Annotated in this window: 18 protein-coding genes; 13 read left to right on the top strand and 5 right to left on the bottom strand. The window is 70.8% G+C overall.

What is annotated here, in order from left to right; genetic code table 11:
• Positions 1-83: 83 nt before the first annotated feature.
• Positions 84-1070, bottom strand: coding sequence for a sphingomyelin phosphodiesterase (sph, locus tag ACZ5PB_RS00670; RefSeq protein ID WP_468686572.1), 987 nt, complete (start codon positions 1068-1070; stop codon positions 84-86).
• Positions 1071-1229: 159 nt separating this feature from the next.
• Positions 1230-2738 (bottom strand): M1 family metallopeptidase, encoded by a 1509-nt coding sequence (locus ACZ5PB_RS00665; protein WP_468686571.1) that lies wholly within the window; start codon positions 2736-2738, stop codon positions 1230-1232.
• A gap of 200 nt (positions 2739-2938) precedes the next feature.
• On the opposite strand from ACZ5PB_RS00665, the gene ACZ5PB_RS00660 reads away from it, so the two are divergent.
• From ACZ5PB_RS00660 to ACZ5PB_RS00610, 11 genes are all read left to right on the top strand, one after another.
• Positions 2939-5011, top strand: coding sequence for a Xaa-Pro dipeptidyl-peptidase (locus ACZ5PB_RS00660; protein ID WP_468686568.1), 2073 nt, complete (start codon positions 2939-2941; stop codon positions 5009-5011).
• Positions 5008-6297, top strand: a complete 1290-nt coding sequence (locus ACZ5PB_RS00655; RefSeq protein WP_468686565.1) for a M14 family metallopeptidase — start codon at positions 5008-5010, stop codon at positions 6295-6297. Before ACZ5PB_RS00660 ends, ACZ5PB_RS00655 begins: the two co-directional genes overlap by 4 nt.
• A 72-nt stretch (positions 6298-6369) precedes the next feature.
• A complete protein-coding gene (locus tag ACZ5PB_RS00650; protein WP_468686564.1) occupies positions 6370-8166 on the top strand; it encodes a BCCT family transporter in 1797 nt (598 codons plus the stop codon).
• A 179-nt stretch (positions 8167-8345) separates the two neighbouring features.
• On the top strand, positions 8346-9380 hold the full coding sequence (locus ACZ5PB_RS00645) for an oxidoreductase (RefSeq protein WP_468686563.1): 1035 nt from the start codon (positions 8346-8348) through the stop codon (positions 9378-9380).
• Positions 9381-9975: 595 nt separating this feature from the next.
• Positions 9976-11613 (top strand): ABC-F family ATP-binding cassette domain-containing protein, encoded by a 1638-nt coding sequence (locus ACZ5PB_RS00640; RefSeq protein WP_468686562.1) that lies wholly within the window; start codon positions 9976-9978, stop codon positions 11611-11613.
• A 183-nt stretch (positions 11614-11796) separates the two neighbouring features.
• Entirely contained in the window at positions 11797-12600 is an 804-nt protein-coding gene (locus ACZ5PB_RS00635) for a LuxR C-terminal-related transcriptional regulator (RefSeq protein WP_468686560.1), read from the top strand.
• A gap of 84 nt (positions 12601-12684) precedes the next feature.
• The gene (locus ACZ5PB_RS00630) at positions 12685-13098 is read left to right on the top strand and encodes a PaaI family thioesterase (protein ID WP_468686559.1); all 414 of its coding nucleotides are present in this window, start codon (positions 12685-12687) and stop codon (positions 13096-13098) included.
• Positions 13099-13373: 275 nt separating this feature from the next.
• Positions 13374-14111 carry a Phenylacetic acid catabolic protein gene (locus tag ACZ5PB_RS00625; RefSeq protein WP_468686557.1) on the top strand — a complete coding sequence of 246 codons (738 nt, stop codon included), beginning with the start codon at positions 13374-13376 and terminating at the stop codon, positions 14109-14111.
• A gap of 66 nt (positions 14112-14177) precedes the next feature.
• Positions 14178-14972 carry a hypothetical protein gene (locus ACZ5PB_RS00620; RefSeq protein WP_468686555.1) on the top strand — a complete coding sequence of 265 codons (795 nt, stop codon included), beginning with the start codon at positions 14178-14180 and terminating at the stop codon, positions 14970-14972.
• A gap of 166 nt (positions 14973-15138) precedes the next feature.
• Positions 15139-16215, top strand: coding sequence for a Glu/Leu/Phe/Val family dehydrogenase (locus ACZ5PB_RS00615; protein WP_468686554.1), 1077 nt, complete (start codon positions 15139-15141; stop codon positions 16213-16215).
• A gap of 43 nt (positions 16216-16258) precedes the next feature.
• On the top strand, positions 16259-16894 hold the full coding sequence (locus ACZ5PB_RS00610; protein WP_468686552.1) for a nitroreductase family protein: 636 nt from the start codon (positions 16259-16261) through the stop codon (positions 16892-16894).
• A gap of 86 nt (positions 16895-16980) precedes the next feature.
• On the opposite strand, the gene ACZ5PB_RS00605 is transcribed toward ACZ5PB_RS00610, so the two are convergent.
• Positions 16981-19443, bottom strand: coding sequence for a Tex family protein (locus ACZ5PB_RS00605; RefSeq protein WP_468686550.1), 2463 nt, complete (start codon positions 19441-19443; stop codon positions 16981-16983).
• 131 nt (positions 19444-19574) lie between these two features.
• Positions 19575-20456 carry an SCO6745 family protein gene (locus ACZ5PB_RS00600; protein ID WP_468686549.1) on the bottom strand — a complete coding sequence of 294 codons (882 nt, stop codon included), beginning with the start codon at positions 20454-20456 and terminating at the stop codon, positions 19575-19577.
• A 131-nt stretch (positions 20457-20587) separates the two neighbouring features.
• On the opposite strand from ACZ5PB_RS00600, the gene ACZ5PB_RS00595 reads away from it, so the two are divergent.
• A complete protein-coding gene (locus ACZ5PB_RS00595; protein WP_468686548.1) occupies positions 20588-21580 on the top strand; it encodes a GlxA family transcriptional regulator in 993 nt (330 codons plus the stop codon).
• A 70-nt stretch (positions 21581-21650) separates the two neighbouring features.
• A complete protein-coding gene (locus ACZ5PB_RS00590; RefSeq protein ID WP_468686546.1) occupies positions 21651-22277 on the top strand; it encodes a DJ-1/PfpI family protein in 627 nt (208 codons plus the stop codon).
• Between the two features lie 33 nt (positions 22278-22310).
• Here ACZ5PB_RS00590 and ACZ5PB_RS00585 read toward each other — a convergent pair whose 3' ends face one another.
• A complete protein-coding gene (locus ACZ5PB_RS00585; protein ID WP_468686545.1) occupies positions 22311-23087 on the bottom strand; it encodes an enoyl-CoA hydratase/isomerase family protein in 777 nt (258 codons plus the stop codon).
• Between the last annotated feature and the right edge of the window lie 60 nt (positions 23088-23147).

Raw genomic sequence — 23147 nt, 5'->3', positions numbered from 1 at the left:
ATGAGGAAGGCAAGAGGAAGGCAAGAGGAAGTGGTGGGCCGGGAGAAGAACCCCGGCCCACCCCAACTCACCTCACCCACACGTCACTTGGCGGAAGCCACCACCGGGTAGTGGTCGCTCAGATTGGTGTACGTGTACGACTTGCCCCAGCTGGAGACCGTCCACGGCGCGCTCTGCTCCTTGACGACGTGGTTCGTCCAGCCCGCCGGGCGCGCGTGCCCGGTCCGGGGGAGCACGTAGTCGAGGTCCTCGCGCGGGTCGGTCGGGTAGCGCTCGGCGGCGATCGAGTTGTCGGCCGTGTCGAAGGAGTACGGGTGGCCGGTCCGCGCGTCCGCGCCGTCCAGGCCGCCGTCCTTGAGCATCGAGGCGTACTCCGCGCTGTGCGAGTCCACGTTCAAGTCGCCCGCCACCAAGACCTGTTCGCCCGCCGGTATCTTCTTCGCGTCGAGGAACGCGTCGATCTCCTTGAACTGCGCACTCCGCTTGGCCGCCGCCTCGCCCGCCTTGCAGCCCGGGTCGGTGGACTGGAGGTGCGTGCCGACCAGGTGCACCTTGGTGCCGTTCACGTCCAGGACGACGTACGCGAAGCCCTTGTTGGAGTACCAGTCCCCGCCGCACGCCTCCTTGAAGACGAACTGCTCCTTGCGCACGATCGGCCACTTGCTGTAGATCGCCACCCCGCCGTCCTCCGGGGTCGTCGCCGAGTACGCACCGCCCGTCGCGTCCCAGCCGCTCTTGCTGCGGCCGACGACGGGCGTCTGGTGCGGGTACCGGGCGGCGGCGTTGCGGCCGAGCGCGTCCGAGGCGGAGTTGTCGAACACCTCCTGCATGACGACCACGTCGTTGCCCTGGAAGAACGGGGCCTCGGGGATCGCCTTCGCGCGGAAGTCCTGCCCCCAGTTGGGGTAGAGGCTCTTGCTGAAGAGGAAGGCGTTGTACGAGAGGACCTGCAGCGCGGGAGTCTCCGCTGCGGCGACCGGAGCCGCGAGGGCGCCCGGCGCCGTCACGGCGAGGGCGGCCGTGACGGCGAGACTGACGGCGAGGGCGCGGTGGAGGGAGCGGTTGGGCACGGGGTCTCCTGCGAAGGACGTGGCGCAAGGGCCGGGATGTACCTGGTGGGCCACATCAAATCAGCCACGGTTACTTCCCGGTAGATATTGCGCGACACGGTGCTGAAATTTCAGCTCCTCCGGTTCTCCGGCGTCAACCGCCCCTCCCCGACCGGCCGCTCAGTGCTCGTGGATCGTGTTCGTCTCCGCGATCTTCTTCCACGACTTCGGCTGGACCGGCTCGGCCGCCGGGGAAGCGGCGAGGCCGCGCGCGATCTTCGCCTCGGCAGCCGCCGGAGCAGCGGGCTTCTCCGGCTGGTACAGCCAGGTGTCGAAGAGCTCCGCGAGCGGCTTCTTCGAGATCTTCTCGGCGTACTTCACGAAGTCCGAGACCTTCGCGTTGCCGTACTGGTACTGCTTCGGCCAGCCCTTGAGGATCTGGAAGAACGCATCGTCGCCGACCTCGTTGCGCAGCGCCTGGATGGCCAGTGCACCCCGGTCGTACACCGCGATGTCGAACTGCTTGTCCGGACCCGGGTCACCCGGCTTGACCTGCCAGAACGGGTCGTCGGCAGACCGCGAGGAGTACGCGTAGTCGGCCAGCTCCTGCGCCGTGCCCTCGCCCTCCTTCTCCGACCACAGCCACTGGCTGTAGCGGGCGAAGCCCTCGTTGACCCAGATGTCCTTCCAGTGGTGCACCGACACGCTGTCGCCGTACCACTGGTGCGCCAGCTCGTGCACGACCACCGACACGTTCGCGCCGTTGGCGAACTGCCTCGGGCTGTAGAACGGGCGGGTCTGCGTCTCCAGCGCGTAACCGCTGGTCACGTTCGGGACGTAACCGCCGATCGCGTTGAAGGGGTAGGGACCGAAGACGCCTTCGAGCCACTCGGTGACCTCGGCCGAGCGCTCGATGCTGGCGCGCGCCGCACCGTCGTTGTCGCCGAGGTCCTTGCTGTACGCGTTGAGGACCGGGAGCCCCGAAGCCGTCTTGTCCGTCGTGACGTCGAACTTGCCGACGGCGAGCGTGGCCAGGTAGGAGGCCTGCGGCTTGTTGGAGCGCCAGGCGAAGCGGGTCCAGCCCAGCTTCGAACTCTGCGACTGGAGCACGCCGTTGGAGATCGCCGTCGAGCCGTCCGGCACCGACACCGACACGTCGTACGTGGCCTTGTCGAGCGGGTGGTCGTTGCTCGGGAACCACCAGGCGGCCGAGTCCGGCTCCTGCGCGGCGACGCCGCCGTCCGGGGTGCGGTGCCAGGCGGTGAACCCGCCGATCTTCACCTCGGAGGGCTTGCCCGCGTAACGGACCACGATCGAGAGGGACTTGCCCTTCTCCAGCGGGGACGCGGGAGTGACGACGAGCTCCTGCTCGCCCTCCTTGGCGAACTTGGCGACCTTGCCGTTCACCCGTACCTCACTGACCTTGAGGCCGAGGTCGAGGTTGAAGCGGGACAGGTTCTGCTTCGCCGTGGCCAGCAGGGTCGCCGTGCCCTCCAGCAGGTCCGTCGTGGGCTGGTACTTCAGCCGCAGGTCGTAGTGGGAGACGTCGTAGCCGCCGTTGCCGCTGGCCGGGTAGTAGGGGTCGCCGATGCCCGGGGCGCCCGGGGTGAAGGACGCCGCGGATGCCGGGATCGCCAGCAGCAGGGTGGCTGCGGCGAGCACGCCCGGGGCAATGAGTCTGCGGTGCACAAGTGCTCCAAGTGGTCAGGTGGAACGATGTGTTGGCACTCTATTCAGCCCCTGAGCCACCAGTCATGTCCATGGTCGCTGCTGTCACATGATTGCCATGCGGCCGACATGTGACCCGGTATCCCTTTTGCCGACGCGCGCCGCCTCCGGCTCGCCCACGCCCCCTGTCGCAGGGGAGTGGAGAGCGTTACCGTCCCGCCATGTCGATACCAGCGCGGGCCAGGCGCCCGAAGTGGAGAACGCTCGTACCCATGACCGTGGCCGCGATGACGGCCGTTCTGCTGGTCCCGGCGGGCGCCGCCCAGGGAGCCCAGGAGAGCCCGACGGCCGCACCGCGGGCCGAAGCCGCCGCCGCGGCGGCCGGGCCCACCGAGAGCAAGCCCGTCTACTCGTACGACAAGGCCGTCCGCGAGTCCGTCTGGGTCGACACCCGCGTCGACGGTGACAGGGACGGCAAGACCGACCGGGTCGCCGTCGACATCGTCCGCCCCCGCGAACTCGACCGCTCCGGCCGCCGGGTCCCCGTCATCATGGACGCCAGCCCGTACTACCGCTGCTGCGGACGCGGCAACGAGAGCCAGAAGAAGACGTACGACGCCGACGGCAAGCCGCTCCAGCTCCCGCTCTTCTACGACAACTACTTCGTACCGCGCGGCTACGGATACGTCGCCGTCGACTTCACCGGTACGAGCCGCTCCGACGGCTGCATCGACATCGGCGGCCGCTCCGAGATCGCCTCCGCCAAGGCCGTCATCGACTGGCTGAACGGGCGCGGCACCGGCTACACGACCCGTACCGGAAACGACCGTACCCGCGCCTCCTGGTCCAACGGCGACACCGGCATGATCGGCAAGAGCTGGGACGGCACCATCGCCAACGGCACCGCCGCCACCGGGGTCGAGGGGCTCAAGACCATCGTGCCGATCGGCGCGATCTCCTCCTGGTACGACTACTACTTCCAGCAGGGCGCGGACCTGTACGGCGGCGGCCCCGAAGACCTCGCGGCGAACATTGAGAACGCCGAGTACGCCCAGCGCTGCGCCCCGGTGAAGAAGTACCTCTCCGACAACGCGCCCCTCAACGGCGACTTCACCGCCATGTGGGCCGACCGCGACTTCGTGCCCGACGCCCGCAAGGTGAAGGCCAGCGTCTTCGCCGTGCACGGCATGCAGGACCTCAACGTCCGCATGCGCCACTTCGGCACCTGGTGGAACGCCCTCGCGAAGCAGGGCGTCGACCGCAAGGTCTGGCTGTCGCAGACGGGCCACGTCGACCCGTTCGACTTCCGGCGGGCGGAGTGGGTGAAGACCCTGCACCGCTGGTTCGACCACGAACTCATGGGCTACGACAACGGCATCGACCGCGAGCCCATGGCCGACATCGAACGCGCCCCCGACCGGTGGACCACCGACAGGGTCTGGCCGCCGCGCGGCACCGAGCCCACCAAGGTCCGCCCGGGCAACGGAAGTTCGCCCGGCGTCGGCACCCTCTCCCTCAAGCCCGCCAAGCCGGGCGCCAAGGAGACCTTCACCGACGACCCGGCCCTCGACGAGGACACCTGGGCCGCGAAGATCGACACCGGCACCCCCGAGAAGGCGGGCTTCACCACCAAGCCGCTCTCCCGCGACCTGCGCCTCTCCGGCACCGGCAAGGTCACCCTCAAGGTGACCCCCTCCACCGCCAGCGCCAACCTCAGCGCGGTCCTCGTCGACCTCGGCCCCGACACCATCCGCAACTACGCGGCCTCGGGCGAGGGCATCACCACCCTGGCCACCCGCAGCTGCTGGGGCGCGAGCACCACCGCCGACAGCGCCTGCTTCAAGGACACCAAGGCCAACACCAAGGCCGTCGACCACTCCGTCTTCGCCCGGGGCTGGGCGAGCCTCGCCCACTACCGGGGCGACGGAAAGGCCCGTCCGCTGACCCCCGGCAGAACGTACGAGATCACCATCGACCTCGCCGCTTCCGACCACGTGGTCCCGGCGGGCCACCGGCTCGCCCTGATCGTCGGCGGCACCGACGCGGGCCTCGTCGAAGCCCCGGACAGCCGCCCCACGGTCGACATCTCGCTCTCCGGTACGTCGGCCAGGCTGCCCGTCGTCGGCGGCGCGCCCGCCTTCGCCCGCGCGACCTCGGGCAACGCCCAGGCCGCCCCGCTGTCCCCGGGCGCCCGCGACAGCGTGGGAGTCCCGCAGGACCTGTCCCGACTGCCAGGGGACGCCCCGCAGGGCCGCGCCCCGCAGTCCCCGACGCTGCCGGGAGGCTCCCGTTGATCCGCACCCGCGCCCTCACCGCGCTCCTCGGCGCGGCCGCCCTGGCGGTCCCGCTGTTCGCCGCCCCCGCGCAGGCGGGGGACGGCGGCCGCACCCCTCCCCGTACCGGATTCGAGTCGTCCCACGGCGCCCGCTGGACCACCCAGCCCGAGGAACAGGACTTCCTCGCCACCGTCGACCGGGCCGCCTCCCGCGTCTCCGTCTCCTCCATCGGCACCACCAAACAGGGCCGCCCGCTCCAGCTCGTCCGGATCGGCGAGGGCCGGCACACCGCCTCCACCGTGCTCCTGATCTGCAGTCAGCACGGCAACGAACCGGCGGGCCGCGAAGCCTGCCTCAGCAAGGTCCGCGACCTCGCGTACGCCACCGACCACCGCACCCGGGACTTCCTGCGCAGAACCACCGTCCTCGTGGTCCCCACCGCCAACCCCGACGGCCGCGCCGCCAACACCCGGGGCAACTCCGACGGCACCGACATCAACCGCGACCACATCGCCCTGGCCACCGCCGAGGGCCGCGCCATGGCCGCCGTCATCCGCGACCGCAGGCCCGACCTGGTCTACGACCTGCACGAGTACGGGGCCACCCCGAAGTTCTACGACAAGGACCTCTTCGACCTCTGGCCGCGCAACCTCAACACCGACGCCCACGTCCACGACGAGTCGAAGAAGCTCTCCGCGGAGTACGTCCGCCCGGCCGCCCACGCCTCCGGCTTCAGCACCGGCACGTACGGCATCTGGACCGACCCCGTCACCGGCGAACCCGTCAAGCAGGTCGCGGGTGACGGCCAGGAGCGCATCCTGCGCAACGCGTCCGGCATCAAGCACTCGGTGGGCCTGCTCATCGAGAGCCGCGTCGACGCGCTCAGCGACGCCGAGAAGCAGGACACGGCACTCAACCAGCGGCGCAGGGTCGCCTCCCACGCCGCCTCGCTCGACGGCGCGCTGGGCTACGTCGCCCAGCGGCGCGGCAAGATCGAGGCGGCCACCGGCCGGGCCAGGCTGGCCGGTTACGCCGACCGGGGACCCGTCTATCTGGGTGGTGCCGACAACGAGCCGCCCAAACCCGCCGAGGTCCTGGCCGACCCGCCCTGCGCCTACCTCCTGACCAAGCCTCAGATCGCCTCCTTCCAGGACGAACTCACCCTGCACGGCGTCCACTTCACCAAGACGCGGGCAGGTGCCCGGGTCCCCCTGAGGCAGTCCCAGCGGGACCTGATCCCCCTCCTCCTCGACGAGAAAGCCGCCTACCACCTCACAACCGGGCAACCCGACACGCGCTGTTAGCGGACCGTGACGTGCGTCACCTGTGATACCGGGTAGCGGCAGGGAATCCTCCCTACCCGAAAGGTGACCCACGTGTCCCAGGACGACCAGTCGTCGGACAGCCGGGCAGCTTCGCCAGTCATGGCGGACCTGCCCGGCAGCCCGCACACCACACGGCGCCCACAGACCGACCGCATCGTGTTCGGCGTCACCGCCGCGCTCACGCTCGCGTTCGTGCTCTGGGGAGCCATCGCCACGCAGTCCCTGGAGGATGCCTCCACCAAGATGCTCAACGGCCTGATCCACAACGGTGGCTGGGCGTTCATACTGGCTGCTTCCGCCTTCGTCGTCTTCGCGCTGTGGCTCGCGGTGAGCCGCTACGGGAAGATCACGCTCGGCGAAGAGGGCGAGAAGCCGGAGTTCCGTACGGTCTCCTGGGTCGCGATGATGTTCAGCGCCGGCATGGGCATCGGCCTGATGTTCTACGGAGTGAGTGAGCCGCTCGGCCACTTCAGCTCCCCGCCGCCGGGCACCGACCCCGCCAACGCGGCGGAAGCCATGCAGACCGCGATGGCCACCACCCTCTTCCACTGGACGCTGCACCCGTGGGCGATCTACGCGGTGGTCGGCCTGGCCATCGCGTACAGCACCTTCCGCCGTCGCCGCCGCCAGACGATCAGCGCGGTCTTCACCCCGCTGATCGGCGAGAAGCGCGCCAACGGCGGCGTCGGCCGCTTCATCGACATCCTCGCCATCTTCGCGACGCTCTTCGGCTCGGCGGCCTCGCTGGGCCTGGGCGCGCTCCAGATCGGCAGCGGCATGAAGGAGCTCGGCTGGATGGAGAAGGCCGGCACCGGCCTGCTGATCTCCATCATCGCCGTCCTCACCGTGGCCTTCGTCGCCTCCGCGGTCTCCGGCGTCGAGAAGGGCATCCAGTGGCTGTCCAACACCAACATGGTGCTGGCTCTCCTCCTGGTCGTCTTCGTCTTCGTCGCGGGCCCCACGATCATCGTGCTGGACCTCATCCCCACCTCCATCGGCGCCTACCTCGGCGACCTGCCGCAGCTCATCGGCCGCACCGAGGCCACCGGCGGCAAGGACGTCGCGACCTGGCTCGGCAGCTGGACGGTCTTCTACTGGGCCTGGTGGATCTCCTGGACGCCCTTCGTCGGCATGTTCATCGCGCGCATCAGCCGGGGCCGCACCATCCGCCAGTTCGTCGGCGGCGTCATCCTGGTCCCCAGCACGGTCAGCCTGCTGTGGTTCGCCGTCTTCGGCGGCACCGCGATGAAGATGAAGGAAGCGGGCAACCTCGCCGACGAGGCGACCCCCGAGGGCCAGCTCTTCGGCCTGCTCAAGGAGTTCCCGATCGCCACGGTCACCAGCATCTTGGTGATGATCCTGGTCGGCATCTTCTTCGTCTCGGGCGCCGACGCGGCCTCGATCGTGATGGGCACCCTCTCCCAGAAGGGCTCCTTCGAACCGACCAAGCTGGTCGTCATCTTCTGGGGCGTGGTCACCGGAGCGGTCGCGGCGGTCATGCTGCTGATCGGCGACGGCGAGGACGACGCGCTCAAGGGCCTGCAGAACCTGACGATCCTGGTCGCGGCACCCTTCGCCGTGGTCATGGTCGGCATGTGCGTGGCACTCATGCGCGACCTGCGCTGCGACCCGCTGATCGTACGGGGCGAGATGGGCGTCGAGGCCGTCGAGTCGGCGGTCATCGAGGGTCACCTGAAGTACGACGGCGACTTCGAGCTCCGCATCGGCCCGGGCACGGGGAACGGCGAAGGCACCAGCGCCGACGCCGTCACCGCCGCCACGTCATCCGGCGCCACGTCATCCGGCAGTACGGAAGCGGGCACGGAGGGCACCACCCCCAAGCCCTGACGAGAACGGGAAGGCGGGGGCGGGACGGGGACGAGACCGAAGCGGCACACAGAAGGAGACCACTCTCCCTCGCCCGCTCCCTGGCCCCGCCCCCACCCCGCCCCGCCCCCACCCACCCCTCCCTCACCGAATTCACGATCCAGTGCGCACAACGCACCCCCACTGGGGATACTCACCCCATGTCTGCCGCGCACGCGACCTTCGGGCTGGCCCCGGCGATACGGGCCGGTGGAGTTCTCGCCACCGGTGCCTATCAACTGCACCGCGACTTCATGGACTTCATCGTCGACGGCCGCCCCCTCCTCCACCAGCTGTCCGACCTCGACGCCGTGTCCCCGCTGGCGTCCGACGTCCCACCGGCCATCTTCACCACGCACGTCCGCAGACTCCTCCTGGAAGCCGCACCTCCGCTTCCCGGCGGGCGGTACGTCATCTACGGCTGCCCCGACTGCGAGAGCCTCGAATGCGGCGCGGTGACGGCGGTCATCGAGCGCGACGGCGCCGACATCGTCTGGCGGGACTTCGCCTGGCAGACGACGGACACCACGGACCTGGACCGCGACGGCTACCACGGCATAGGGCCGTTCCGCTTCGACGCGGACACCTACCGCGCGGAACTGAGCCGCCTCCTCCCGGAAACCGACCCGGCGGCCCCCGCCCCGCTCGGCCGGCGGGTCCTCCTGATCGGCTCGCGCGTAGCCGTCCTCGCCAAGCTGGCGGCGGCGCTGCGCACCATCAACATCGGCGCGGAGATCGCCGAGAACGCGGACCGGGTGCCGCCGGACGAGATCCGGACGTACGGTGCGGTGGCGTTCGGCCGGTCGATCGCCGAACACGAGAAGGCGGCGGTACGGGAAGCCTTCGCGAGAGCAGGAGTCGAACCCGCCTACGTGGAGGGCCACGCCCCGATAGTCCCGCTCCTGGTGGCCCAGCTGGAACACGCGCTGGACCGCACGCCGCCGGAACAGCGCCGGTTGGTCCGCCTGGTCGCGGCGGACGGCGAGGCGGGCGTGGAAGTCACCTCGACGTGCCGGGTCCAGCTGGTCGCGTACCGCCAGGACCGCCTGCACCGGACGCGCACGGAGGTGGTCTTCGAGGGTCTCCTGGAACCGGGCAAACACCGGATCCCCCTGAACGAGAGGGCGACCCGAGGCAGCTCGTACCTGGTGGCCCGGACGATGGGCGGAGTCCTGACGACCCCGATGGCCCGCTGATCGAGGGGGCGGGGGTCCGCTGCACGGGGCAGTTCCCCTCCCCGCCCCTTCCCGAACTGGGGCGCTGCCCCAGGCCCCGGCTCGTGCGGGCGAGTGGGTGGGGGCAGGTGGCGGGCCCGGCCACGGCCGGTGGTCATGTGCAGGTGGTACGTGGCTGGCCGCGCAGTTCCCCGCGCCCCTGAGTACTCGTAGTTGGGGGCGCGGGGAACTGCGCGAGCAACCACACTCGACCCGCGCGTGCGAACCCCTGGCCCCGCGGAGCGGTTTAGGTGAAGGGGTGGGGTGGGGCATCGCCCGCCGCAGGCGCGACACCGCTGAACGCTTCGGGCGCCACGCGGCGGCAGCCGCATATTGAGCACAGCGGGAAGGGCTGGGGTGGGGCACTGGCCCGCCGCAGGCGCGACACCGCTGAACGCTTCGGGCGCCACGCGGCGGCAGCCGCACATCGAGCGCAGCGGGAAGGGGCGGGGAGGGGCGTCCCACGGCCCGCCGCAGGCGCGACACCGCACAACCCTTCCAGCGCCACGCGCCAGCGCCCGCCCCCCTCCGCCGCGAGGGGGAGCAGCACCCCCACCTCGATTAAGATCGACCCCTCATGACTGCAACCCTCGTCGCCAAAGACCTCGCCGCCGGCCACGGCGACCGCACCCTCTTCTCCGGCCTCGACCTCGTCATCGCCCCCGGCGACGTCATCGGCCTGGTCGGAGTCAACGGAGCGGGCAAGTCCACCCTCCTGCGCCTGCTGGCCGGGCTGGACGCCCCGGAGTCCGGCGAGCTCCGGCTCTCGCCGCCCACCGCCACCGTCGGCCACCTCCCCCAGGAGCCCGAGCGCCGCGAAGGCGAGACCGTCCGCGACTTCCTCGCCCGCCGCACCGGCGTCGCCGCCGCCCAGCTCGCGCTCGACACGGCCACCCAGGCACTGGTCGACGGCGCGCCCGGCGCCGACGACGCCTACGCCACCGGCCTCGACCGCTGGCTCGACCTCGGCGGCGCGGACCTCGACGAGCGGGCCGAGGAGGTCGCCGCGTCCCTCGGGCTGACCGTCGGCCTCGACCAGCCGATGACCGGCCTCTCCGGCGGCCAGGCCGCCCGCGCCGGACTCGCGTCCCTCCTCCTCTCCCGGTACGACGTCTTCCTCCTCGACGAGCCCACCAACGACCTCGACCTGGACGGCCTCGAACGCCTGGAGAGCTTCGTCAAGGGCCTGCGCGCCGGCACCGTCGTCATCAGCCACGACCGCGAGTTCCTCACCCGTACCGTCACCAAGGTCCTCGAACTCGACCTGGCCCAGCAGCAGATCAAGCTGTACGGCGGTGGCTACGCGGCCTACCTCGAAGAGCGCGACACCGCCCGCCGGCACGCCCGCGAGGAGTTCGACGAGTTCGTCGACAAGAAGGCCGCCCTGGAGGGCCGTGCGCAGATGCAGCGCGGCTGGATGGACAAGGGCGTGCGCAACGCCCGCCGCAAGTCCACCGACGGCGACAAGATCGGCCGCAACATGCGCAGCGAGGCCAGCGAGAAGCAGGCCGCGAAGGCCCGCCAGACCCAGCGCATGATCGAGCGGCTCGACGTCGTCGAGGAGCCCCGCAAGGAGTGGGAGCTCCGGATGGAGATCGCCGCCGCCCCGCGCTCCGGCGCGGTCGTGGCGACCATGCGCGGGGCCACCGTGCGCCGGGGCGACTTCACCTTCGGTCCGGTCTCGCTCCAGATCGACTGGGCGGACCGGGTGGCCATCACCGGAGCCAACGGATCCGGAAAGTCAACCCTGTTGGCAGCCATGCTCGGCCGGCTCCCGCTCGACGAGGGTGACTCGGTGCTCGGCCCCGGCGTCGTGGTCGGCGAAGTGGACCAGGCCCGAGGCCTCTTCTACGGTGCGGAAACCCTGCTGGACGCCTTCTCGGCCGCCGTACCGGAAACGGAACCGGCCGAAGTCCGCACCCTGCTGGCCAAGTTCGGCCTGCGCGCCGAGCACGTACTGCGCCCGGCCACCACCCTCTCCCCGGGCGAACGCACCCGTGCGGCACTCGCCCTCCTCCAGGGCCGGGGCGTCAACCTCCTGGTCCTGGACGAGCCGACGAACCACCTCGACCTCCCCGCGATCGAACAACTGGAATCGGCCCTGGAGTCGTACGAGGGGACGCTGCTGCTGGTCACGCACGACCGGCGGATGCTGGACGCGGTCCGCACCACCCGCCGGGTAGGCGTCGAGCAGGGCAAGGTCACCGAGGTGTGAGGCCGTGCGGCCGGTGCCCGGGCGCACGCCCCGGCCACCGGCCCGTCACCGGTCCGCAATCCGAACCTCATCACTTCGACGGAGTGGAACAGCCCCGCGTACACCTTCGGTAGGAGGTTTCCGCGCGGCTGAATGAGGCGTATCGCACGGCGTCGGCTCCGTGGTGCCATGGGGTACGTGCCGATGCCAGTTGAGGTTGATCCTTCACATCAGCAGAGCCCGCAAGGCGCACGGCCCCCGGCCCCACCCCGTCCGGAGATCCCGTGCCCGTGGACCGAGACAGCACACGAGCGACACGAGCGACACGAGCGACGCACCCAGCTGCTGATCGCCGATGACCAGGTCGTCACCCGGTCCGGCCTGCTCGCCATGGTCCGGGAGGCTCCCGGGCTCGACGTGGCCGGAGTGGCACAGGACTTCGAGGGCGTACGGGCCGCCGTGGACCGCGAGTGTCCCGACATCGTGCTGCTCCACCTGCGCAAGCTCTCCGGCGAGGACTTCCACCGGCTCGTCGGCGCGGTCGGCCCGCACGTCTCGATCGTGGTGCTGTGGAGCCACGGCTCCGCCCTGACGATCCAGGACGCGCTACGGGCGAAGGTCGCCGGATTCATGGGCCTGGACATCCTCCAGGAGGACTTCGTCACCGTGGTCGCGTTGGTGAGCCGGGGCTGCGCCGTGTACCTGCTGCCGCACGACCAGCTCTCCGAGGTCGGCGTCGAACACCCGGCCCCCGCGGCCCCGCCGGAGATCTCGAACCTCACCTCGCGCGAGCACGACGTACTGCTCCTGCTGGCGGCCGGAATGACGAACAAGCAGATCGGCTCGAACCTGCACATCACGGAGAACACCGTCAAGAAACACGTCCACCACGGGATGACGAAACTCTCGGCCACCAACCGGGTGGAGGCGGCACTCCTGGTCTCCCGGTACGGACCGAGACGTGACCGGCCGGAATGGCACCCCGACGCGGAGCCGGACAACAGTTGACGACGAGTCAACTCCCTTGTGAATCAGTCCTATTGTGTTCGGTGCCCGATGTTTCGGTCCTCCGGTTGCTGTTATGTTCCTCCGATGATTGATCTCGACGCAGCCCAAGCGGTCCTGGACAAGAGCCCCTTCGGCCCCTGGTGGGGATTCCGGGTCGACGAGGTCGGCAAAGGAACGGCCCGGGTCTCCCTGCCGCAGCGGCCCGAACTGTTCCGGCCGGGCGGCGTCCTCCAGGGCGGCTGTGCCATGACGCTCGCGGACGTGACCTGCTGGATCGCGATCATGTCCCTGTTCGGCGAGGACGACCCCTCGGTCACCCAGCAGATGACCACCAGCTTCCTCGGCCCCGCCCGCACCGACCTGTTCTGCGAGTCCACGATCCTGCGGCCCGGCCGCCTGATCGTCTACGGAACGGCCACCACGACCGACACCGCCGGCAAGGTCGTCTCCCACCACACCCTGACCTACATCCGCCCGCCGGAGCGCAACGGCGGCTGAACCCCCGCCCCAGCACTCCCACTTCTGCCCCTGTCGCACACGGATCCGGTCCGTGCACGACAGGGGCAGAAGCATTTCCCCACGCCCCCGAAGGAACCCAGAAGGAACCCCGAAGGGAACCGCGAAGGGAACCGCGAAGGCACCCTAGAAGTACCCCGAAAGTACCAGTCGGCTACTCCCATCGAGCCCCGGCCGGATGGCACCTTCGTGGCCTACCGGAGCCGTGTTTCCGCCGGATAGGCTCAAATTCATCAGCTACCCGGAGGGAAATTCGTATGGCGAATGTATTTTCCGACACCGTGGACCTGGGAAACGTCGGTGAACTCCCGGAGGAATACCGTGAGGTGCTGACCCATCAAATGCTCGCCAACGGCGAAGGGGAATTGAGCGCGGGGGACACCTACGTCAATTCCTTCTATCCGCTGGCCCCCAACGCCGACGAGCGGTACATGTGCCTGAAGTTCGGCATGGAGGAGGTCGACCACTTCCGGCGCTTCGCCAGACTGCTCACCCCGCTCGGAATCGACACCTCGCACATGGTCGACCAGGCGGTGGCGGACCGGCGCTACTTCCCGGCCGAGAGCATGACGACGCAGTTCAGCGTGTGGGAGGAGCGCGCCGCCTTTAGCTTCCTCTGCGAACTCGAAGGACATTTCCAGATCAAGGAAATGGTCGACAGCACCTATGAGCCGCTGCGCGAAGAAGCCGCCGCGATCCTCAAGGAGGAGGCCAGGCACTTCGGTTACGGAAAGCGGCTGATGCAGCAGTCGTACGACGCCGGTGGCGCCTCCCGCGACCGCGCCCAGAAAGCGCTGGACAAGTTCTACCCGATGGCCCTCGACATGTTCGGCCGCCCCGATTCCCGCCGGGGCCGGCTCGCGGTCCGCTGGGGCCTGCGCAAGCACGACAACGGAGAACTCCGCGAGCTGTACAAGACCTCGATAGCCGGGCACATCGAGAAGATCGGCTTCTCCGTGCCCAAGGTCGACCCCTCGCAGCTGCAGTACGCCTGATCCGCACGGTCCATCCCGGACGGGCGCACCGTCCGGAAACCATCCCCCTCACCGGAGAAGGAATCGATGACGACGACCGAAATGCTGATCGACCGGATCAAGACACACCGCGTCTTCGAGCACCCGTTCTACGAGCACTGGGCAGCGGCTCCGCCCACCCCCGAAGTGTCCGGCGCGCTCTTCCACCAGGTGCAGTCGTTCTGCTCCTCGACCCGTCCCGGCGGAGAGTTCCCCGCCGCGCTGCGCGGCCTGGGCTGGGAGGAGCAGGCGCTCCTCATCGAGGAGATCGTCGACAGCGAGGCCGGGCACGGTCCCGAACTCGCCACCATGGCCGGCCACATCGTCAACCGCAGCGGGTCCCGGGTGTTCGGCGACGTGTACGACACCGAGCAGGTCGAGGCGTGGCTCAAGGAGCAGTCGGACCGGCTCCTGTCCGGGTTGCCCGGGTACGACCCGAAGACCGGCCTCACCGCCCAGGCGGCCGCCGCCATCGAAGTGTTCGAGCGGCGCTTCTCCGCCGACGCCGCGACCACCGTCCGCAACCTCGGTACCGCGCTCGCCCTGGAGATCATCTCCAACCAGTCGCTGATCCCCGGCGAGAAGCGGGCCCTGGTCGACTCCGGTCACTACCGGACCGACATCGACGAGCCCGAGATGCACTACCTGGCCGAGCACTGGGGCGACTCCGGTGCCGAGCAGCAGCACGAGGCCAATGTGATCAAGGCCGTCTCGACCGTGATGGACGCGTCGAACAGCGAGCAGATCGAGCAGGGCGTGGAGGACTTCCTCTCCTCGCTGTGCGCGCTCTGGGACGTCCTGGACGCGGCACTGCTGGCCTCCGGCACGCAGAAGGCCGCGTAGCCGGGCAGCCGCGCAGCCGCACAGTCACCTGGCCGCGCGGCCGCGCCCACCGCACCACGGTCCGCACGGCCGCGCGACCGCAGACCTCGGCCGGACGGCCGGGCGGCCCCCTTGCCTGGAGGGGGCCGCCCGGCCGTCCGGCACGGATCGGACCCCGGGACGGGTGATGAGCGTTTTCAAGGACATGGAAGGCCACGAGCAGGTTCTGTTCACCTCGGGCCCCGGCGGGCTCCGGTGTGTCATCGCCATTCATTCGACACTGCTGGGCCCGGCACTCGGCGGGGTCCGCTTCCTCCCGTACCGCGACGAGGAACAGGCCCTCGACGACGCGCTGCGGCTCTCCCGCGCGATGACGTACAAGGCGGCCTGTGCCGGACTCGACATCGGCGGCGGCAAGGCGGTCATCTTCGGCGGCAACGGCACGGAGAAGTCGGAGACCCTGCTCCGCGCATTCGGCCAGGCGGTCGAGAGCCTCTCCGGGCGGTACATCGCCGCCTGCGACATGGGCATCACCACCGACGACCTGCGCATCATGCAGAAGGAGTCGCGCTGGATACGCGGCCTGGACGTCGAGGACGGCGGCTCCGGCGAGTCCGGCGCGATGACCGGGTACGGGGTGAGCCTGGGCATCCGGGCCTGCCTGACCCACCTCGACGGCAGCGACAGCCTCCAGGGCCGCCACGTCGCCATCGACGGCGTGGGCAAGGTGGGAGCCAGCCTGGCCGCCCACCTCGCCGAGGGCGGCGCCCGGCTGACCGTCGCCGACATCGACGAGGAGAAGGCCGCACGGGTGGCCGAGACGTACGGCGCCGAGGTGGTGACCCGCGAGAAGCTCTACCTCCTCGACGTGGACGTCCTCAGCCCGAACGCCGTCGGCAACGTCATCGACCTGGACCTCGCGGACAGCCTGCGCTGCCGCGTCGTCGCGGGAGGAGCCAACAACCAACTGGTATCGACCGCCGTCGCCGACCGGCTCATGGCGCGCGGCATCCTCTATGCGCCGGACTTCGTGATCAACGCACTCGGTCTGGTCCAGGTCGTCGACGAACTGCACCCGGCGGGCCACGACATGCAACGGGTGCGCCGCCGCGCGGAGTTGATACCGCAACGCCTCACCGAGATCTTCGGCCGCGCCAAGGACCTCAACATCAGCACCGCGGGCGCGGCCACCTGCATGGCCCGCGACCGCCTCGCCGCCGCCCGGGGCCTGCGCTCCTTCTGGCTGCCCCAGCAGCGAGCCTGAGCGCCGAGCCGCGCGTGCAGCACCAACGAATCCTAGGAGGAGCATGGAGCTGGAAACCGCGATCCGGACCCGGCGCAGCGAGCACCGGCTGACCGAACCGGCCCCCAGCGATGCGGAGTTCGTCGATCTGCTCGGCTGGGCCGCCACCGCACCCGACCACGGCCGCCTGCGCCCCTGGCGGTGGATCCTCGTACGAGGCGACGGCCGGGAGGCACTGGGCGAGACCTGGGCGCTGGGCGGCGGCGACCCGGAGACCGTACGGCGCGAACTGCGCAAGCCGCTGCGCGCGCCGCTCGTCGCGACCCTGGTGTTCGCGCCCAAGCGCAACCACCGGGTTCCCGACTGGGAACAGCTCGCCGCGAGCAGCGCCATGGTCGACTCTCTGACGCTCCTGCTGCACGACCGGGGCTACGGCAGCATCTGGCGCACCGGCACGTCCGTCGGCTCGCCGGGCGTCCGCTCCCTGCTAGAACTCGCCCCGCACGAAAGGGTCATCGGCTGGCTGTACGTCGGAACCCCCGACCCGTCCCGCCGGAACGCACCGCGCACCCCGGCACCGGTCGGCCGCCTCGTCACCAGCCTGACGCCCCGGCCCCGTAACGGCGGCACGGACCTGCCGAGGGCGGACCAGCTGACGAGTACGGCCAGTGACACGACGCGGGCCCGACCGGCCGTGTGAAGGGCCGCTGCGGCAACACGTCGGGAGGGGGACCGGGGGAGCGGAGTCAACTCCCCGTGCCCCGGCCCCCCTCCCGCACCAGTCCGTCAGCCGCGCTTCCCCGGGTCCGTCAGACCCGCCCTGCGCAGCGCGTCCGCCATCGCGCTGTTGGCCGGCGCGGGACCGCCCGCAGACCGGCCGCCGCCGCCACCGCCGCGCTGCTGCCGACCGCCGCCTTGTCCCTGACGCCCTTGGCCGCCCTGACCCTGCCGGCCCTGGCCGCCCTGGCGACCCTGGCCGCGCTCGCCGCCGCCCTGGCGCTGCCTCGGCGGACGCCCCTCCGCCTCACCGGAACGCGATCCGCCGGAAGAGCGCCGTGAGGTGTCTCCGGCCTCGTCCTCCAGCCGCAGCGTCAGCGAGATCCGCTTGCGCGGAATGTCGACGTCCATCACCTTCACCCGCACCACGTCGCCCGGCTTCACCACGTCCCGGGGGTCCTTGACGAAGGTCTTCGACAGTGCCGACACGTGCACCAGTCCGTCCTGGTGCACCCCGACGTCCACGAAGGCGCCGAACGCCGCCACGTTCGTGACGACACCCTCCAGGATCATTCCGGCCGCCAGGTCGCCGATCTTCTCGACGCCGTCCTTGAAGGTGGCCGTCTTGAACGCGGGACGCGGGTCCCGTCCCGGCTTCTCCAGTTCCTTCAGGATGTCCGACACCGTCGGCAGGCCGAACTTGTCGTTCACGAAGTCCGCCGCCCGCAGCCCGCGCAGCACCTCCACGTTCCCCACCAGGGTCCCGGCGCCCGACGACTTCGCCATCGCCCGCACCACCGGATACGCCTCCGGGTGCACGCTCGACGCGTCGAGCGGGTCCTCCCCGTCCCGGATCCGCAGGAAGCCCGCGCACTGCTCGTACGCCTTGGGACCCAGCCGTGCCACGTCCTTCAGGGCCTTCCGCGACCGGAAGGGGCCGTGGGTGTCCCGGTGCGCGACGATGTTCTCCGCGAGCCCGGAGCCGATGCCGGAGACCCGCGAAAGCAGCGGCGCCGACGCCGTGTTGACGTCGACCCCCACCCCGTTCACACAGTCCTCGACGACCGCGTCCAGCGAGCGCGACAGCTTCACTTCCGACAGGTCGTGCTGGTACTGGCCGACACCGATCGACTTCGGGTCGATCTTCACCAGTTCGGCCAGCGGGTCCTGCAGCCGCCGCGCGATGGACACCGCGCCGCGCAGCGAGACGTCCATGTCCGGCAGTTCCTGCGAGGCGAAGGCGGAAGCCGAGTACACCGAAGCCCCGGCCTCGGACACCATCACCTTGGTGAGCTTCAACTCCGGGTGCGCGGCGATCAGTTCACCGGCCAGCTTGTCGGTCTCCCGGGACGCGGTCCCGTTGCCGATCGCGATCAGCTCGACCGCGTGCTCCTTCGCCAGCCGCGCCAGCTTGCCCAGCGCCTCGTCCCACCGGTTGGCCGGTACGTGCGGGTGGATGACGTCCGTGGCCAGCACCTTGCCGGTGGCGTCCACGACGGCGACCTTCACGCCCGTACGGAAACCGGGGTCGAGGCCCAGCGTCGCCCGCGTCCCGGCCGGGGCCGCGAGCAGCAGGTCGCGAAGGTTCGCCGCGAAGACCCGTACCGCCTCGTCCTCGGCGGCCGTGCGCAGCCGCAGCCGCAGGTCGATGCCCAGATGCACCAGGATCCGCGTCCGCCACGCCCAACGCACCGTGTCCGCAAGCCACTTGTCACCCGGACGGCCACGGTCCGCGATCCCGAAACGACGGGCGACCATGCTCTCGTACGAGGACGGGCCCGTCAGCTCCGAGTCGTCCGGCTCCGGCTCCAGGACCAGGTCGAGGACGTCCTCCTTCTCGCCGCGCAGCATCGCCAGCACCCGGTGCGAGGGCAGTGCGGTGAAAGGCTCGGCGAAGTCGAAGTAGTCGGCGAACTTCGCGCCCGCCTCCTCCTTGCCGTCGCGCACCTTCGCCGACAGACGGCCGCGCGACCACATCCGCTCGCGGAGCTCGCCGATCAGGTCGGCGTCCTCCGAGAAGTGCTCGGTGAGGATCGACCGGGCCCCGTCCAGCGCGGCAGCCGCGTCCGCGACCCCCTTGTCCGCGTCGACGAAGGCCGCGGCGGCGGCCAGCGGGTCGACCGAGGGGTCCTTGAGCAGGCCCTCCGCCAGCGGAGCCAGCCCGGCCTCGCGCGCGATCTGCGCCTTCGTACGCCGCTTCGGCTTGAACGGGAGGTAGATGTCCTCCAGCCGCGCCTTGGTCTCGGCCGCCAGGATCCGCGCCCGAAGGGCGTCGTCCAGCTTGCCCTGCTCCCGTACGGAATCCAGGATCGCCGAGCGGCGGTCCTCCAGCTCCCGCAGATACCGCAGCCGCTCCTCCAGCGTGCGCAGCTGCGCATCGTCGAGCATCTCCGTCGCTTCCTTGCGGTAGCGAGCGATGAACGGAACGGTCGAGCCGCCGTCGAGCAGCTCGACGGCGGCCTTGACCTGCCGGTCCTTTACGCCGAGTTCCCCGGCGATCCTGCTTTCGATGCTTTCGATGGACGTCGTCACGGTGTTACCGACTCGCCTTCTCCTGCGGGCAGTGCATGTCGCACCTCAACTGTGGTGCCCCTGCATTCTGCCGTGCGGGGGAGCGGCGCCACGCAGCGGATCGCCAGAAGCCGGTGGCGGACCCGCCCCGCTCAGCCCTTCCCGACCAGCGTTTCCGGGAACGCCCCCGCGGCCGCCGCCGTCATCAGGAAGCCGCGCCCCAGCTCGGTCAGCCGCTCCACCCCGGCCGCGCCCAGGTGCTCGTACGGCGCCAGGTCGAGCCGGTCCGTGGTGTCCTCGATGCTCGCGCGCAGTGCGACGCCCGCCTCGGTCAGCTCGCCCTCGGCGTCCAGGAACCCGCGCGCCCGCAGCCGGTCGGCCGCAGCCTCCCAGTCGGTGCGCGACCAGCCACGGGTGCGCAGCACCCAGCGCGGGTTCATGCCCCGTCCGGTGGCGGTGTGGCTGACCAGCGCCTCCACCGGGTCGAGCCCGGCGGTGAGCAGCGCGGCGAGGTGGCCGTCGCCCCGGTGCTCGCGCAGCAGCGTCGCCGCGTGCCAGAACGCGAGGTGCGGTACGTCGGGCATCGGCAGGTCGGCGTGGGCGGCGTACAGCGGCCTGGCCTCCCGCGAGCACGCCTCGGTGGCCCGTACCGCGAGCGCCGCGGCCTCGGCCATCTCGTCGGAGGCGATCACCTCCGCGCCGAGCAGCCGCCGCAGCGAGGCGTCCGCGGCCCGCATCCGGGCGTCGAGCACGGCCTCGGGGGTCACCGTCTTCCAGAGGCCCGGCAGGACCTTGGTGATCAGCTCGTAGTTGTAGTTGTAGAAGGCGGCGGCGACCACGCCGGGACCGACCGGACCCAGTGCGGCGACCCGGCCCACGAAGAACGGGGCCTCGGGGTCGTCGATGCCGATCGCGGAGAGCGCCTCGGCGTACTCGGGCGAGAAGTAGACCGTCGAGTGCAGCGAGTTGAGCGGGTTGTGGCAGCGACGTCCGGCGCGGGCGGGGAGCGGGGAGGTCTCAGTCGTCTCAGTCATACCCAGCACGTTACCGACTGGTTAGTACGTCGGTACAGCCCCGCGCGCCGCCGACCGCCACGACGGCGATGGCAGGAAAGGTGGGGTACTCGTCATTGCGGCCATGCGCGGGGTCCAGAAGCATGGAGGGCATGACGCAACAGCGCCCCGAACTCGTCCTGGTCGTGCTCTTCGACGGCGTGCAGAGCCTCGACGTGACCGGCCCGCTGGAGGTCTTCGCGGGCGCCGGGTACGCCACCGGCAGGCCGTACGACATCCGCACCGCCACCCTCGACGGCGCCCCGGTCCGCACCAGCAGCGGCCTCACCCTCACCCCGGACACCACCCTCGCGGCCTTCGCCGACCGCCTCGCCCCGGGCAGCGGCACCAGGACCACCCTCCTGGTCCCCGGCGGCCACGGCACCCGGGACGCCGATCCGGCGCTCGTCGACTGGCTGCGTACGCACGGGGCGCGTGCCGGGCGGCTCGTCTCGGTCTGCACCGGGGCCTTCCTGCTGGCCGGGGCCGGACTGCTGGACGGCCGACGGGCCGCCACGCACTGGCGCTACAGCGAGACCCTGGCCCGTACCCACCCCGAGGTCGACGTCGACCCCGACTCCATCTACGTGCGCGACGGGCACGTCTCCACCTCCGCCGGAGTCACCACCGGCATCGACCTCGCGCTCGCACTCGTCGAGGAGGACCACGGCCGCGAGACCGCCCTGACCGTCGCCAGACACCTGGTCGTTTTCCTGCGCAGGCCGGGCAACCAGGCCCAGTTCAGCGCCCAGCTGTCCGCCCAGACCGCCGTACGCGAGCCGTTGCGCGACGTACAGCAGTACATCTCCGAGCACCCGGACGCCGACCTCTCCGTCGACTCCCTGGCCGCCCGTGCCAGCCTGTCGCCCCGTCACTTCGCCCGCGCCTTCCAGGCCGAGACCGGCACCACCCCCGGCCGCTACGTCGAGCGGGTACGCGTCGAACACGCCCGCCGCCTCCTGGAGGACAGCGCCGACGGCGTCGAGGCCATCTCCCGCACCTGCGGCTACGGCACGCCCGAGGCCATGCGGCGCGCCTTCGTCAAGACCCTGGGCACGGCCCCGGCCGAGTACCGCCGCCGCTTCCGCCCCCTGGCTGCCGACTGACCACGCCGACAGCCGCACCCACGCCCGTACCCACACCCACCCGACAACCCGACAACCACGGAGCCGCACCATGCAGATCGCCATCGCCCTGTACGAGCACTTCACCACCCTCGACGCCATCGGCCCGTACGACACCCTCGGCCACCTCCCCGGCGCGGAGACCGTCTTCGTCGCCGCGGAGGCGGGGCCCGTCCTCAACGACCGGGGCGAGCTCGCTCTCGTCGCCACCAAGTCCTTCGCCGAGGTGACCCGCCCGGACATCGTGGTCGTCCCCGGCGGCCCCGACCGGACGGGCCAGCTGGAGAACGCGGCCCTGCACGACTGGCTGCGCGCCGTCGACCCGACCACCACCTGGACGACCTCCGTCTGCACCGGCTCCCTCGCACTCGCCGCGGCCGGCCTCCTGAAGGGCCGTCGCGCCACCTCGCACTGGCTGGCCCTGGACACCCTGGCCGGGCTCGGCGTGGAGCCGACGGGGGAGCGGGTCGTCTTCGACGGCAAGTACGTCACCGCCGCGGGTGTCTCCTCCGGCATCGACATGGGCCTCACCCTGGCGGAGAAGATCGCGGGCGAGTTCGCCGCCCAGAGCATCCAGCTGATGATCGAGTACGACCCCCAGCCGCCGCACGACGCGGGCTCCCCGGACAAGGCCCCGGCGGACCTGGTCGCGTACTGGCGCGCCAAGAGCGCCGAGTGACGGCCGCCCGGTCCGCCCGCTGAGGGCCCCGGTTCAGTCCTGTCGCTCCTGCGGCGCGGTCCAGCCGAAGCGCGGCCGACGCCGTTCCAGGAAGGCGGCGACACCCTCCGCGGTGTCGCCGCTGCCGCGCTCCTGCTCCGCCCAGTACGCGTCCCGGTCGGTCCGCCCGTCCGCGAACTCCTTCGCCGCCGCCTGGGTCAGCCGCGACCGCGACACCAGTACGCGGGTGAACTCGGCCACCCGCTTGGCGAGTTGCCCGGCCGGGAGCACCTCGTCGACCAGACCGGTGCGCAGCGCCCGCTCCGTATCGATCAACTCGCCCGAGAAGAGCAGGTACTTGGCGGCGGACGGCCCCACCAGGGCGGTCAGCCGGCGCGTCGACGACGCCGGGTAGACGATGCCCAGCTTGGCCGGGGTCACCCCGAAGAGCGCACCCTCCTCCGCGAACCGCAGGTCGCACGCGGCGGCCAGCTGACTTCCGCCGCCCACGCAGTACCCGCGCACCGCCGCCAGCGTCGGTTTCGGGAAGGCGGCGAGGGCCTCCTCGGCACGTACGGCCAGCTCCTGCGGCGAGGAACCGGCGTCCCAGGGCCCGCGCAGCGCGGAGATGTCCGCACCGGCGCAGAAGGTGTCCCCCTCACCCGTCAGGACCAGTGCGCCCACTCCCGGATCGGCGGCCAGCCCGGCCAGCAGCCCGGGCAGTGCGCGCCACATGTCCACCGTCATCGCGTTGCGTTTGGCGGGGTGGGAGAGCACGACGGTGGCTGTGGAGTCGACGACGGTGTGATTCACCCGGGGTGGCAGCTGCATGCGCCGGATGCTATCCGCCCCCGCCGAACCTATGATCGGAGCATCGGGGGGCCGAGGCAG

The sequence above is a fragment of the Streptomyces sp. NPDC032721 genome (genome assembly GCF_055579625.1).
This window is presented reverse-complemented; position numbering and strand designations above follow the sequence as displayed.